Source organism: Bacillus sp. FSL K6-0972 (assembly GCF_037976035.1).
GTDB classification, from domain to species: Bacteria; Bacillota; Bacilli; order Bacillales; family Bacillaceae; genus Bacillus; species Bacillus haynesii.
In genome coordinates this window covers 1226996-1240653 of the sequence record NZ_CP150260.1, presented here as the reverse complement: position 1 = coordinate 1240653, position 13658 = coordinate 1226996, and the positions used below count along the sequence as shown (strand labels likewise).

The 13658-nt window shown below is 47.0% G+C and carries 18 protein-coding genes; 12 read left to right on the top strand and 6 right to left on the bottom strand.

The genetic code is table 11. The features are described from left to right. Window positions 1–93 precede the first annotated feature (93 nt). The 3 genes from MKX80_RS06230 (at window position 94) to MKX80_RS06220 (ending at window position 3412) form a co-directional block, all read left to right on the top strand. Window positions 94–1434 carry an MATE family efflux transporter gene (locus MKX80_RS06230; RefSeq protein ID WP_154994101.1) on the top strand — a complete coding sequence of 447 codons (1341 nt, stop codon included), beginning with the start codon at window positions 94–96 and terminating at the stop codon, window positions 1432–1434. A 201-nt stretch (window positions 1435–1635) separates the two neighbouring features. Continuing rightward, window positions 1636–1977 carry a P-II family nitrogen regulator gene (locus tag MKX80_RS06225; RefSeq protein ID WP_154994099.1) on the top strand — a complete coding sequence of 114 codons (342 nt, stop codon included), beginning with the start codon at window positions 1636–1638 and terminating at the stop codon, window positions 1975–1977. Between the two features lie 55 nt (window positions 1978–2032). Continuing rightward, window positions 2033–3412, top strand: a complete 1380-nt coding sequence (locus MKX80_RS06220; RefSeq protein WP_234112845.1) for an ammonium transporter — start codon at window positions 2033–2035, stop codon at window positions 3410–3412. A 110-nt stretch (window positions 3413–3522) separates the two neighbouring features. Here MKX80_RS06220 and asnB read toward each other — a convergent pair whose 3' ends face one another. Further along, on the bottom strand, window positions 3523–5364 hold the full coding sequence (gene asnB / locus MKX80_RS06215) for an asparagine synthase (glutamine-hydrolyzing) (RefSeq protein WP_154994095.1): 1842 nt from the start codon (window positions 5362–5364) through the stop codon (window positions 3523–3525). A gap of 164 nt (window positions 5365–5528) precedes the next feature. Between asnB and MKX80_RS06210 the strand changes: the two genes are divergently transcribed. Continuing rightward, window positions 5529–6095: a DUF2777 domain-containing protein gene (locus MKX80_RS06210; protein WP_043927357.1), complete on the top strand. Its 567-nt coding sequence runs from the start codon at window positions 5529–5531 to the stop codon at window positions 6093–6095. 38 nt (window positions 6096–6133) lie between these two features. Here MKX80_RS06210 and MKX80_RS06205 read toward each other — a convergent pair whose 3' ends face one another. The 4 genes from MKX80_RS06205 to MKX80_RS06190 form a co-directional block, all read right to left on the bottom strand. Then, window positions 6134–6490, bottom strand: a complete 357-nt coding sequence (locus MKX80_RS06205; RefSeq protein ID WP_043927356.1) for a YisL family protein — start codon at window positions 6488–6490, stop codon at window positions 6134–6136. A 133-nt stretch (window positions 6491–6623) separates the two neighbouring features. Next, window positions 6624–7676: a ribosome small subunit-dependent GTPase A gene (gene rsgA / locus MKX80_RS06200; protein WP_154994093.1), complete on the bottom strand. Its 1053-nt coding sequence runs from the start codon at window positions 7674–7676 to the stop codon at window positions 6624–6626. Between the two features lie 275 nt (window positions 7677–7951). Further along, window positions 7952–8857 carry a fumarylacetoacetate hydrolase family protein gene (locus tag MKX80_RS06195; protein ID WP_268342773.1) on the bottom strand — a complete coding sequence of 302 codons (906 nt, stop codon included), beginning with the start codon at window positions 8855–8857 and terminating at the stop codon, window positions 7952–7954. Between the two features lie 152 nt (window positions 8858–9009). After that, window positions 9010–9552: a hypothetical protein gene (locus MKX80_RS06190; RefSeq protein ID WP_154994089.1), complete on the bottom strand. Its 543-nt coding sequence runs from the start codon at window positions 9550–9552 to the stop codon at window positions 9010–9012. 165 nt (window positions 9553–9717) lie between these two features. Here MKX80_RS06190 and MKX80_RS06185 point away from each other — a divergent pair, with 165 nt between their 5' ends. Together MKX80_RS06185 and MKX80_RS06180 are read left to right on the top strand one after the other, a co-directional pair. Next, the gene (locus MKX80_RS06185; protein WP_154994087.1) at window positions 9718–10803 is read left to right on the top strand and encodes a CotH kinase family protein; all 1086 of its coding nucleotides are present in this window, start codon (window positions 9718–9720) and stop codon (window positions 10801–10803) included. Window positions 10804–10965: 162 nt separating this feature from the next. Beyond that, window positions 10966–11145, top strand: a complete 180-nt coding sequence (locus MKX80_RS06180; RefSeq protein WP_154994131.1) for an aspartyl-phosphate phosphatase Spo0E family protein — start codon at window positions 10966–10968, stop codon at window positions 11143–11145. An 82-nt stretch (window positions 11146–11227) separates the two neighbouring features. On the opposite strand, the gene MKX80_RS06175 is transcribed toward MKX80_RS06180, so the two are convergent. After that, complete coding sequence (locus MKX80_RS06175; RefSeq protein ID WP_154994086.1) at window positions 11228–11521, bottom strand: DUF3784 domain-containing protein; 294 nt, start codon at window positions 11519–11521, stop codon at window positions 11228–11230. A 181-nt stretch (window positions 11522–11702) separates the two neighbouring features. On the opposite strand from MKX80_RS06175, the gene MKX80_RS06170 reads away from it, so the two are divergent. Genes MKX80_RS06170 through MKX80_RS06145 form a run of 6 tightly spaced genes read left to right on the top strand, consistent with a single transcriptional unit; the run spans window position 11703 to window position 13642 of the window. After that, window positions 11703–11924: a spore germination protein gene (locus MKX80_RS06170; RefSeq protein ID WP_075754903.1), complete on the top strand. Its 222-nt coding sequence runs from the start codon at window positions 11703–11705 to the stop codon at window positions 11922–11924. A gap of 12 nt (window positions 11925–11936) precedes the next feature. Beyond that, window positions 11937–12182, top strand: coding sequence for a spore germination protein GerPB (locus tag MKX80_RS06165; RefSeq protein WP_268342775.1), 246 nt, complete (start codon window positions 11937–11939; stop codon window positions 12180–12182). 21 nt (window positions 12183–12203) lie between these two features. Then, window positions 12204–12809, top strand: coding sequence for a spore germination protein GerPC (locus MKX80_RS06160; RefSeq protein WP_268342776.1), 606 nt, complete (start codon window positions 12204–12206; stop codon window positions 12807–12809). After that, complete coding sequence (locus MKX80_RS06155; protein WP_009328893.1) at window positions 12806–12985, top strand: germination protein GerPD; 180 nt, start codon at window positions 12806–12808, stop codon at window positions 12983–12985. Before MKX80_RS06160 ends, MKX80_RS06155 begins: the two co-directional genes overlap by 4 nt. Next, window positions 12982–13368, top strand: a complete 387-nt coding sequence (locus tag MKX80_RS06150; protein WP_154994084.1) for a spore germination protein GerPE — start codon at window positions 12982–12984, stop codon at window positions 13366–13368. The genes MKX80_RS06155 and MKX80_RS06150 overlap by 4 nt, the downstream gene beginning before the upstream one ends. A 55-nt stretch (window positions 13369–13423) precedes the next feature. Beyond that, window positions 13424–13642, top strand: a complete 219-nt coding sequence (locus MKX80_RS06145) for a spore germination protein (RefSeq protein WP_016885923.1) — start codon at window positions 13424–13426, stop codon at window positions 13640–13642. Window positions 13643–13658 lie beyond the last annotated feature (16 nt).

The following is a 13658-nucleotide window of genomic DNA, read 5'->3' as shown; positions in this document are numbered from 1 at the left end:
TTTCTCCAAGAAGTATCGGTTTCGTCTCTTCTTATTATAAGAAAATGGCGTTACACTATAAAACGGATTTTTAAAAGAAAGGGGTTAAACGCCATGAAAAAAACAGCACCTCAAAACCTCTCTTTATTCACATTGACTTGGCCTATCTTTATCGAGGTTTCATTATATATGTTAATGGGCAACGCAGATACCCTGATGCTCAGCCAATATTCCGACGACAGCGTGGCAGCCGTCGGCGTCAGCAACCAAATGCTGAACTTGATCATTGTGATGTTCGGTTTTATCGCAACAGGAACAACCGTCATTATTTCTCAATTTTTAGGAGCACGGCAAAAAGCCGAAGCGATGGAAGTCGGCTATGTTTCCATTAGCGCCAATTTTATCATCAGTCTATTCATCAGTGCGGCAATTTATATATTTGCCAAACCGCTTTTATTGATGATGGGTCTGTCCGCCAACCTGCTTGCTGAGGCCGGCATCTTTCTCCAGATCGTCGGCGGACTGTCCTTTATCCAAGCGCTCATCATGACGTTCAGCGCTATTTTGAAAAGCTACGGGCATACAAAGGACACAATGGTTGTCACCATCGGCATGAATATCCTGAACATCGCCGGCAACTATCTTGTCATATTCGGACCGTTCGGCTTTCCGGTTTTAGGCGTAGCCGGCGTGGCAATGTCCACTTCAATCGCCCGCATCATCGGCCTTTTGGCGATCGCTCTGCTTGTCAAAAAGCGCGTCGGCATGCCGCTGTTGTCCAAACGGCTGTTTGTCTTAAAGAAAAGTCATCTGAAAAAACTGCTGAAAATCGGGATTCCTTCAGCAGGGGAGCAGCTTTCGTATAACGCGTCACAGATGATTGTCACCTATTTTATCACGCTGATGGGCGCACAGGCGCTGACGACAAAGGTCTATACCCAAAATTTGATGATGTTTATCATGCTTTTCGGTACAGCGATCAGCCAAGGAACGCAAATCTTAATCGGACGCCATATCGGCGCGAAACAATTTGATGAAGCATACAGCCGCTGTCTGAAAAGCCTGTGGTGGGCTCTGGCCATTACAACATTTACTTCCGTTCTCTTCGCTGTGTTTTCAAAACAGCTGATCGGCATTTTCAGCAGCAATCCTGATATTATCGCAACGGCCAGTATACTGATCCTTTTGACGATTATCCTGGAGCCGGGCCGCTCGTTTAACGTGGTCATCATTAATTCTCTCAGAGCTGCGGGAGACGCGAAATATCCGGTTTATATGGCGATTGTCTCGATGTGGGGAATCGGCCTTCCGATCGCTTATATTTTCGGCATTCAGCTTGGATTCGGCCTGGCGGGAATTTGGTTTTCTTTCATCGCCGACGAATGGGTCAGAGGCATTTTGATGTACAGAAGATGGAGATCTAAAATGTGGCTTCAAAAAGGATTTGCAGCATAACCTGCTTTCAACAGAAAGCAGGTTTTTCATGTTATAAAAGTTAACGAAAATTTCATTCTATGAACACAGACCTCTCGAAGAATAGGTCTAATAGATTAATTTTTTTGAAAATTCGTATTGATTTTCAATTTACTTTTACGTATGATAATAAACATAACAATACACGTAATAAAACCTTACACCAAAAGGAGGATTTACATTGTGAAAAAAATCGAAGCGATTATACGCCCCGAACAGTTTCCCCGCCTCCGTAAAAAGCTTGAAGAGGTTGGCATAAACGGATTAACAGTCTCAGAGGTTGCCGGCTGCGGCCAGCAGCGCGGGAAACAGGCTTTGTTTCGCGGCACCTCCTATGAAATCAAGCTGCTGCCTAAAGTGAAAGTCGAGATGGTGATTGAATCGGAGAGCGTTGATGAAATTATCAAAATCATCGAAAGCACATGTTCGACAAATACGGTCGGCGACGGAAAAGTCTTTGTGCTTCCGATTGAAAACGCGATTCGAATCAGGACAGGGGAATCCGGAAAGGAAGCGATTGTGTAAAACGCCCAATTCCCTTTTGCCTCTTTTAGCCGATACTTTAGAAAGGATGATTCTTATGAAAACCAAGGTATCTTTCGTCCTGTTCCTCAGTTTTTTCCTCGCAGCATCAGCTCTGGCCGCCGAACCGACGGCGCAAACGGTCAATGATTCGGTCAACATGACTTGGGTGGCCATCGGCACTCTGCTCGTCTTTTTTATGCACGCCGGTTTCGCGATGGTTGAATCAGGCTTTACGAGAGCTAAAAATACGTTAAACATTTTAATGAAAAACTTTCTGACGATCTCTATCGGCTCCATCCTTTATTTCTTCGCCGGATATGCGTTGATGTTCGGGGACAGTGCCGGCGGGTTCATCGGCACAAGCGGTTTTGCTTTAGCGGGTGATCAGGATGTCGGATTTTTCGTCTTTCAAGCCGTGTTTGCCGCTACATGCGCAACCATAATTTCCGGCGCTGTCGCTGAACGGATGAAGCTTGGCAGCTACATGATCTTGACGCTGTTTATGACCGGTCTCATCTACCCGGTTGTCGGCCATTGGACTTGGGGTGAAGGCTGGCTGTACGACCTCGGATTTGTTGATTTTGCCGGATCTGCGATCGTTCACTTAACAGGCGCCGCGGGCGCGGTTGCGGCTGTCATGTTTCTCGGGCCGCGGATCGGAAAATATGCAAACAGAAAGGTCAACGCCATTCCAGGACACAGCATTCCGCTGGGCGCACTCGGCGTCTTCATCCTGTGGTTCGGCTGGTTTGGGTTCAACGGCGGAAGCACGCTTGCGGCTGATCCCGCCGCCGTCCCCCACGTCATCACCACAACCCTTTTATCGGCATCGGGCGGAGTCGTCAGCTCGGCGCTGTTCACTTATTTCCGTTACGGCAGGATCGACCCTTCCCTGACGCTGAACGGCGCGCTTGGCGGACTTGTCGGAATTACCGCGGGCGCGGACGGCGTTTCATTTACAGGCTCGATATTGATCGGATGTATCGCCGGTGTCATTTTAGTTGTCGGCGTTCAGTTTATCGACCAGGTGCTGAAGCTTGACGATCCCGTCGGCGCCATTGCCGTTCACGGTGTTTGCGGTGTTTGGGGGACGCTTGCAGTCGGGCTTTTCAATACATCGAGCGGTCTCTTTTACGGAGGAGGAGCCGCACAGCTCGGCATTCAAGCCGTTGGCATTTTGGCGATCGCAGCCTGGACCCTCGCTGCCACATCGGTTGTCACTGCTGTAATGAAAGCTCTCGCTCCGATCAGGGTATCAAAAGAAGAGGAAATTTCCGGACTCGATTATGCCGAACACGGTTCTTCCGCATACGAGTATAAAGAAAGCTACATCGATCAGGGCAATGTTGACGAAAGCTCCGCTTTCGGAACGGATCTTGTCTCTCGGCTCAACAATTTAAAGCCGGGACCGTCTTCCAAAACAGAACAGGTTTGACTCTCATCCATTCGGTCAGCTGATCATTAAAATCAGCGGCGGTGTTCAAAAAACGCCGCCGTTTCGTTTGCCAAAACGCATAACACCCGGCATATGCCGGGTGTTTTATGTTATTCCTCGATATCAATTCGATAGGTCTCAAACCAAGTATGGATTTGGGCAAGGTGCGCGATCAGCTGCGGCCCCTTCATCAATTGTCCGTACCAGGGAACTTGAAATGATGCGCCCTCCGTCTCAATCAACCGCTCCAATTTTTTCTTGTCTAAGAAAACATAAAGCGCCGAGTCTTTTTGCTCCAGCAGCGACTCCAGCCAGCGAATGACAGCTTTCGTATAAGCCGGGTGGTGCGTTTTCGGATATGGGCTTTTTTTGCGGTACAGCACTTCATCAGGTAAAATGCCTTCCAGCGCCTTGCGGAAGATGCCTTTTTCACGGCTGCCATGCATTTTGACATCCCACGGAATATTCCAGACATACTCGACAAGCCTGTGATCCGCAAACGGAACCCGGACTTCGAGGCTCGCCCCCATGCTCATTCTGTCTTTTCGGTCCAAGAGCGTTGTCATAAACCAGAGCATATTTAAGTAAAACAGCTCTCTCCTTCGTTTCTCCGCACCCGTTTCTCCTTCCAGCAGCGGTGTTTCTTTAACCGTTTCCTCGTATTTCGCCTTCACATATTCGCTGAGATTCAGCTTTTTCTGCCAGCCGTCCTGCAGAAGTCCGATCCGTTCTTCCATTGATCTCATCCATGGGAAACCTTTCACATCTTCTGCCGAATGGAACCAAGGGTAGCCGCCGAAAATTTCGTCCGCGCATTCCCCGGAAAGGCTTACGACAAAATCTTTTTTTATCTCGCGGCAAAACCACAGCAGGGAAGAATCGACATCAGCCATCCCTGGCAAATCCCGGACCAGTACGGCTTCTTCCAAATAAGCGGCCAGCTCCTCCTGGGAAATCACGCAGTTGTGGTGAACCGTTCCGAATGCATCGGACATTTTTTTAATCCACGGGCCGTCGGCGTTTGGCTGAAATGAGCTCGACGTAAAATATCGCTCATTGTCTTCATAATCGATCGAAAACGTATGAAGGGGCGCCTTTCCTTCTTTCTCAAAATGCTTGGCGGCCGTTGCGGTAATGGCGCTCGAATCGACCCCTCCTGATAAAAACGTACATACCGGCACATCAGACACAAGCTGCCTTGTGACGGCGTCCTGAAACAACGACCGCACATTTTCCACCGTTTCGTCAAAGCTGTCCGTATGCTTCTCGCTTTTCACATTCCAGTAGCGCCAAACCGTTAAACCGTCTTTTGAGAAAATCATCGCATGCCCCGGGCGGATCTCCTTTATTCCTTTAAAAACACCGCTCCCCGGCGATCTCGACGGCCCGAGGCCGAAAATTTCGGCCAGCCCTGAACGGTCGACCTTTGCTTTCACTTCAGGGTGAGCGAGAATGGCTTTGATTTCAGATCCGAACAAAAAAGATGAGTCCTGTTCGGTGTAAAAGAACGGTTTAACGCCGAGCCGGTCGCGTGCCGCAAAAAGAAGATCGCGCTTTTCATCCCATACCGTAAATGCAAAAATTCCGTTCAGCCTGTTGATGCATTCCTCTTTCCATTCCATGTATGAATGAAGCAAAACCTCTGTATCTGAGTGGCTCCTGAATTGATGCCCCCGCTGCCTAAGCTCCTTCCGCAAATCTTCCGTATTATAGAGCTCGCCGTTATAGCAAATCGTATAATCGTATCCTTGATGTGTGCGGGTCATCGGCTGTCTGCCGCCTTCCAGATCCACAACTGCCAAACGTTTATGTCCGAATAAAACATGACGCTTTCCCCAAATATTCGTATCATCCGGTCCTCTTTTCGAAAGCGTATCAGTCATTTTTTCCATGATTGACTGCTCTCGGACAAGCGGCTTCTTAAAATCGACCCACCCCGTTATTCCACACATTGTCGATCAGCTCCAATTCTAATGTTCTTCCTCTGCTTTAGGCTTCACTTCCTTTGTCACTTTACCTATTTTATGCACCTTAAAATAATAGTTGAATTGTCCAACAGAGTCTTGTATGAGACAAGCTCGTTTTGGAAAAAACGAAATAAGAAAGGAGACCGCCCATGGACACCGAACGCCAAAAACGACTTTATGCCGAAAAGCGCAAATGGATTTACGGCAAAATTTTAATGGAAGACGGGATCTGCCTGATTGAAAATGAAGAAGGAGATTTATTTCTGGTTGAAAGCCTGAACAGCCCAGGAGTTTTCATCAGCATAGACGGAGAATGGCAAAAAGCCGAACTGTTTGATCAATTCGCCGTAACGGAAAAGCCGGAGACCGTGAAGCTGACAGGCGGAGAATCGATCCGTTATCTGAAAACGGTAAAACAGGCATTTCTCGAATTTTTGAACGATCTGGAAGACGGACAGTTCTATTCTTTTTTGGATCAGCTGAACAGCCTCGGCTTCTCCGTCTTTGACTGCGTCTTCGCCTATAACGGCCTGAGTTTTTGGCCCGGGAAAAAGGATGTGAAGGGCGTTTCGTTTTATCAGTTTTCTCATGATATGAAACAATGCGCCTTGCAGCATCATTACGAACGAAAAGAGGAATGGAAGGACAGATTCGAATGGACCGCTTCAGACGGGGAACGAATCGTGATGATTTCAACCTTCAAGCCGCCGACATAAAAAGACACCAGTCCTCATTAAGAACCGATGTCTTTTAATTAAAACACTTTAAAGCCCAGCGGAAGCCGGAGTCCAAGCACAACCGTCAAAAGCAGAACGACAATAAAGCCGATCCAGATCCCAGTGGCCGCTTTTCCGTTTTTCCTGCGAATTAAAAGCATTTCCATGAATCCGATGGTGATGAGACCGAGCAAGGCCTTTGCTATGTATTCTCCGTTCCATGCCGTAAACATTAAAAAGAGCTGCGCCCCGGTAATGATCACGATAATATAGAATAAGCGGAGAATCATATGTGTAATTTTTGCGCCTTTGCTGTTTCCAGATGAGTAAAGTCCGTAAGCAACGAACACTAAAATGAGCGCGATCACCCAAGACGTGATATGCATATGCGTCATATTCGTTTTTCCCCCTATCAAATCAGGTATCGTTCTTATCTTATCATGAACCGGTCCATTAAACAAAACAATGTGAACGCTGTCATCTCCGCAGTAAAAAGACGCTGAAGCCATTTATCAGCGCCTTTTTCATTTATTTGTTTTTGTTCTTTTTCATGCTTTTCGATATCTGTTTCCACCGCTTTTTTTCCTGCTGCATCGCCCGTTTGTCCGTTTTTCTTTCGAGGTATTCGAGCTCTTTTTTTAATTTCAGGTAGCTTTGGAACCGGCCCGCATCCAGTCTGCCGTCAGCCAGCGCCTCCTGCACGGAGCAGCCGGGCTCTGTTTGATGCCGGCAGTCTGAAAATCGGCATGTTTCCGCAAGCTGGTCAATATCGCTGAAACTCTGCCTGAATCCTTCTTCCGATTCCCAAAGCTCCAAGGCCCGCATCCCCGGCGTATCGATTAAAAGCCCGCCTTCAGGCAGCATAAACATCTCCCTGTGTGTCGTCGTATGCCGCCCTTTGTCATCATCTTCACGGACGGACTGCACGGCTTGCCTGTCTTCCTTTAGAAAAAAATTGATGATCGTTGATTTGCCGACGCCTGACGACCCTAAAAGAGCGACAGTTTCCCCTTGTTTCACATACGCTTTCAGCTCATCCATCCCACTACCTTCATGGGCGCTGATGACGTGAATCGGCACCCCGAATGCCACGGATTCCGCCTGGCGCACCTTTTCTTCCATCCGGTCAGCGATGTCGGCTTTGCTCAAGACGATGACGGGATTGGCTCCGCTTTCCCATGCCAGCAGCAAATAGCGTTCGATTCTTCTCACATTAAAATCCTGACCGAGCGCATTGACGAGAAAGATCGTATTGACATTAGCTGCGGTGATCTGTTCCTCCGCCGGCTCACCCGCTGCTTTGCGCGAAAATTTGCTGAATCGGGGAACGACCTCCGTGATCATCCCCTTCTTTTCGCCGCCACGGGGGCGCATATACACCCAATCGCCGACAGCAGGGTAGTCTCCACGGCTTTCCGCTTCAAACCGCAACCTGCCGGAGACTTCGGCCAGCCACTCTCCTTCTTCCGTCCATACCCGGTACACCCTTTTATGCTCAAGGGCGATCCTCCCTAAAACCAGACCTTCCTCGTCCTTTAAAGCTTCCATGATATATTTGATGCCTAATGCTGATAAATTCAATGCGGTTTCCTCCTAAAGATCTGATGATTGATTAAACAAAAAAAAGAGCCGCAAATACACGGCTCTTTCAACACATAAACACTCCATGAGCCGCTTCGACAGCCCATGGAAATATCACCAGATCCATTTGAAGAATACCAGTCGAAATATTACATGGGCTGTGCAATGATCGTTTGTTGGGCAAAAAAGACAATATCCATTCTCATCACACATCCCTCATTTCTTAAAAGTTTGACAGCTTCATTATATGCTAAAGCCAATCATTTGACAATCCTTTATTTAACTGTATTGGAAAGCGTTCCGATCGGTTCGATCGTAATGTCGACTTGATCGCCTTTTCGGAGGAACTTCGGCGGATGAAAGCCTTTGCCGACTCCTGACGGCGTACCGGTGGCGATAATATCCCCCGCTTCAAGCGTCATTCCTTTGGACAGCGTTTCGATCATTTCCGCAATCGGAAAAATCATGTCCTTTGTGCTGCCCGACTGCCGCAGTTCGCCGTTCACTCTCGTTTCCACCCTCAAGTCGCCTGCGTCTTCAACCATTGATTTATGTACAAGAAACGGTCCCATCGGGCAAGTCGCATCAAGGCTTTTGCCGATAAAAAACTGCTTGTGCCTTTTTTGCAGATCGCGCGCCGTCACATCGTTAATGATCGTATAGCCGAACACATAGTCGAGCGCTTCAGCTTTCGGGATGTTCTTTCCCGTTTTGCCGATGACAACCGCGAGCTCGCCTTCATAATCGAGCGCCTCTGTCACGCCTTGGTGGGCATCAATCCCTTCCATGTGGCCGATGACCGAAGTCGGCGCTTTTGTAAACACCATGATATGTTCGGGAATATCTGCTTCACTTCCCATTTCAATCGCATGATCCCGATAATTTTTTCCGATGCAGATTACATTTTTCCGCGGTTCAGGAATCGGTGCAAGCAAATCGACGTCTGACAGCGGATAAATATACGAACCGCTCTCTTCGCTGTTTTTCTTCTTTGACCATTCCACTAGCTGTTCGACATGGCGGACAAACTTCTCTCCCTCGCTTACGCATTCGATAAGCGTTTCAGGTATCGTTTCAAGCTCAAACAGCTTTTTTTCCGCCTTTTGCAAATCCATTATCTTCTCATCCATGACAAGCCCTACAAATGCACGGCTGTGTAGCCTTGCTGTCGCAAACTTCATAAATATTCCCCCGCAGTCTGATTTAAAACTATTCTACATATTCTCTAAAAAAATGAAAATTCCTTTCCTCTTTCTGCAAACCGCTTCTAAAGTCCCGGGCGTTCCTTCCCGGAAAAGTAAACGGCGGCTCACTATGCAGCAAGCCGCTTTTCTTATTTTTTCCGGTAGATGACTTCGGTCAGATTTCCGTCAGACCATTTTGTAATGGTTTCATAGCCGCCTCTTTTATGATGGTGAGTCTTCTTGCAGCGATGATGATCGGGGTGTTTGCGGCCGCATTTGTCCCGTTTTTTGCAGTCGTGAGGCTTTTTGCTTTTATCCGGTTTCTTACAGTCGTCTGGTTTCTTGCTTTTGTCAGGCTTTTTACAGTCGTCTGGTTTCTTGCTTTTGTCAGGCTTTTTGCAGTCGTCTGGTTTCTTGCTTTTGTCAGGCTTTTTGCAGTCGTCTGGTTTTTTACTTTTGTCGGGCTTTTTGCTTTTATCCGGTTTTTCACGGTCGTCAGGCTTTTTGCTTTTATGATGTTTTTTGCTTCTGTCCGGCTTTATCCCCCACCAAAGATCCCAAATGTTATGCGGATGCCGCTCTTTTCCCGAGCCGGCGGATTCTTCGGGTTCCCGGTCTAAATAATGGTCTCTGCCTTCACTCTTCAGCTGATCTACTGCCTTTTTAATGTCATGATCATGGACACCACTCATCTTGTAACCTCCTGTTCTTCCTTTTTTATGTCCTGATTTATCATACGCACCGTAAAGACAGGTGTACTGAGGCAAATGACTGTTTTTGGTCAAACTTAGGCGGTCTGCTTCCGGGACAGGCTTTTTTCACATATGATATGTCAGCTGAAAAAGGAGGAAATGATGATGAGTGCCACTGCCTTGCCGGCCTTCTGGCTGCACATTCATCCGAAGCATCTGCTTGAGTTGAAAAAAGACGTCTGGAGTGATGAAGCCGTTCCCGGCATGCTCTTGACCGGTTCAGCAAAGATGCCTGTCGCAGTGTCATACAGAGGGGCCCACACCCGCAAACTTACAAAAAAATCCTATTTCATTCAATATCCGGACAAAAAAGAAAAGGCTGCCGAGGCTGCGTTTCATTTGAACGCGGAATATCACGACCCGTCTTTCATCAGAAACAGGCTTTCCTTTCATTTTTTTGAACAAATCGGCGTCCTTGCGCCAGCAGCATCGCACGTTTTCCTTTATCTCAACGAAAAAAAAGAAGGCATCTATTTAAAAATCGAATCTGTTGACGATCATTTCTTAAAGAGGAGAAATTTAGAAAGGGGGGCCATTTATTATGCCGTTGATGACGATGCTAATTTTTCTCTGCTGAGTTCCTTCAATAAAAAGGCTAAGCAAAATCTCATGCAGGGATACGAAAGAAAAACGGGGTCAAACCGCCACGATGATTACCTCCAAGAATTTATCTACTTTATCAATACCGCCAAAGACGACATATTTGAAAAGGAAATCAAACGCTATCTCGATGTCAAACAATATTTGCTGTGGCTCATCGGCGCCGTCTGTACCCAAAATTTCGACGGCTTCGTCCATAACTACGCGCTTTATTTAAACGATCGCACAAAAACGTTTCAAATCATTCCATGGGATTATGACGCGACATGGGGACGGAATATTCACGGGGAAGAAATGGAACACAACCGGATTCCGGCGAAAGGCTATAATACACTGTCTGCGAGGCTGCTCGACATCCCGGCTTTTCAGTCCCAATACTTTAATTTAATGAAAAACGTCTTGCACCGCCAATTTACAATCAGCCGGCTTTCACGGTTTGCGGTAAACTGGCATGAGACAATCGCGCCTTTTCTTGAACATGATCCTTATTCAACCGTCACATACAGCCGGCTCGAAGATGAGCAAAAACAAATTTTTCATTTTATCGAACAGAGGAAGCGGTTCCTGCTTTTCGAGCTTTCCCGATTATAAACGGGCGCTGTCCTCCGAAAAAAATGTCACATTTTTTGTCATATTGGCGAAAAAAATCCCTTTAACACAAAATAAGGTATACTAGCAATATCAAGGGACATCAATGCTGAATACCTGAAATCACCGACTCAAAATACAAATCGAAAGTTGGAGACTGCCATGATGAACAATAAAATTGAAGCAAAAAGACTGGCCTTATTTGAAGCTGCCGAAAAGTTCGGCATCAACTCAAAAGAGGCCATTCAATGCAGTCAGGAATTGGACAACTTGCTGAATCAAAGAATGCAAAAGGATGATAGCTGCGTACATGTGGAAGAAAGAAAGGGCCGCCACACGTCATGACCTCCGACTGCAAGCTGCGCCTGATGCCCTGCCTTCCCTCTCCTCCGTTTCATCATCCGTTGATTTCAGGACGCAGCTTTGGCTATTCGGCCATTGTTTTTTGAACATAAATCATCGTGCAAACACCATAGGCAAGAATGACTGAAGGCGTAAAGGACTCTTGATACGGGATATAAACAAACCCGTTCAAGAATAACAAAAATCCGCTGTTCAAAAAGAAATACCCTGCGATTTTGGCCAGCTTATCCTGATCCCTTACCCTTTCCCGGCGAAATCCCCGCAATATCCAGGTTTGCTTTTTTATTCCGACTGCATAGGCGGCCGCAAAGAACAGCAGGGCTGCAGCGATTGACATCGCATTCAATTGAAAATACATACGTCTCCTCTCCTTATCGCACCGTTTTCCTTATTCATACGTTTTCCCATCTGATGAGTTTCACCCGCACGTGAACAGCACTCACGGAAAAACCTCTTTTTTATCACAAAAGCGCCTAATTAACATAGGATATGGTGTATAGCCCATAAAAAACGTTTGATTACTTAAAGGGTGTGCCATCATGCCAGCTATTGTCGGAGCTTTTAAAGTAAATGCCGTCGGTACGAGCGGCGTTGTTCATGTCGGAGACTGCATCACGATTTCTCCTTATGCAGAAGTTAAAACATTCGCAGGCGCCGGCAGCTTCAATACCGGAGACGGACTCAGCGTATACAACCAGAACAGCATCACCAACACATATGACAACGATATGATCGATCAGCCGGTCGCGGGCAACCTGTAAGGGGGTGGGGACATGAATTTTTATATCAACCAATCGATTCAAATCAACTATTTAAGAGTCGAAGGCATCAGCAACTCTTCCGTCTTGCAGATCGGGAGCGCGGGCTCCATTAAAACACTTGCCAACCTTTATAATACAGGCAGCTACACGGAAGCCGCCCCGCCTGTCGCCGGCGGCAAAGTTTTTGACGACGCTTTTGAAGACGGGACTCAACCAACTCTCGTTCCTCTTCATGCTCCTTCTGTTACAGTACCATAGGATACACGGGGGTGTAATCTCATGAAACAAAGCAATCCACAGAACTGGTATGGGTATTTGCAGCAGCAGGCTGCGCAAATCCAGCGCCTCGAAAGGCAGATTGCCGCATTGCAGTCGGAATTGAACCAACTGAAAGAAAATCCCGGTACCCGGATTGACCGGATCGAATACAAATTTGATCAATTAAAAATTGAACGCTTGGACGGAACGCTCAACATCGGGCTCAATCCGACAGATCCGGATCAAGTGGAGAACTTTGAAATCAGCCAGCAGCCGCCGGGCATCGGAATGCTTCAGCAGGAGGTCGACGGCCAGCTGATGCAGCAAACGAGACAGCTCGTCGATGCCTACTTAAATGAAGAAACCCCTCATTTGCTGGAACAGCTAGAAGACCGGTATGACAGTAAATTGGACGATACAAACCGCCACCACATTATCGAAGACATCAGAAAGCAAATCGACAGCCGCATCCGCTATTACGTCAAACATGTGAAGCCTGACGGAAACATCCAGCCCCGCGAACATGCAGAACGGCTGGCCGATTACGTGAAACGTGATATTGCACGGGCAATCGAGCACTTTCTCACATCGATACCTGACGAAATGAAAGGAAATGAAAACGAATGAATTTTACCGTTGTGAACCGCTGTTTTGATGTAGGCAATATTGTGATCACTGGTGTGTCCACTTCTTCTGTTTTCCTGGTTGGTGATACGGATTGCATTTCTCTGTCATCGATTTTTGATACACCGCCTGAATCTCTCATTGTCGGGCCGTTTGTCCCGCTGGCGCCGGAATCATGATTCTCAGAACGTCCAAAGTGAAATTTTTAAAAGTACACTCTGTCGGAATAAGCAGCACGCTGCAAATCGGGGATACGGAAGAGCAGTTCCTCAAAACAAAAGTACTCGCTGTTCAAAGATACCTTTCTCTTTTTTACGGTAATGAAGGGTCATTTAAACAGGATGATTTTCAGCTTTTCAGGCAGCCGATCCCATACCCTCTTCCCGAAACCGGCGTCTGCTCGGCTTTTTTCCATGAGATCCCCTTCATCCGAGTAAGGGCGATTAAAATTAACGGTGTATCATCCTCCTCCGTTGCTCAGATTGGATCAACACACCGAATCAATGCCGATTCAAGAGTCAAACATATCAGAAAGCTTCCTCCTGCAAGGAACTCACAATAACAGCCCGCCCGACATATACTGGTTCAGAGACTTCTACAAAGGATGTCGATCAATCATGCCAGCCATTGTCGGACCCATTAAAATCAATGAAATCTCAGGAGGAGTAGTGAATTTCGGCGATTCTTTTTATCTATCTCCAAAAAGCTCTTCAAAGTCTGCACTCGGTTCTGGTGCTGGTAATACTGGAGATTTTCTTATCGTCAACAATGGTATAAACGCGACAAATTATATAGACCCGGATGTAAGCGACCAGAATGTTGTCGGAAATGCATAAAGCAGCCTCTTCCATT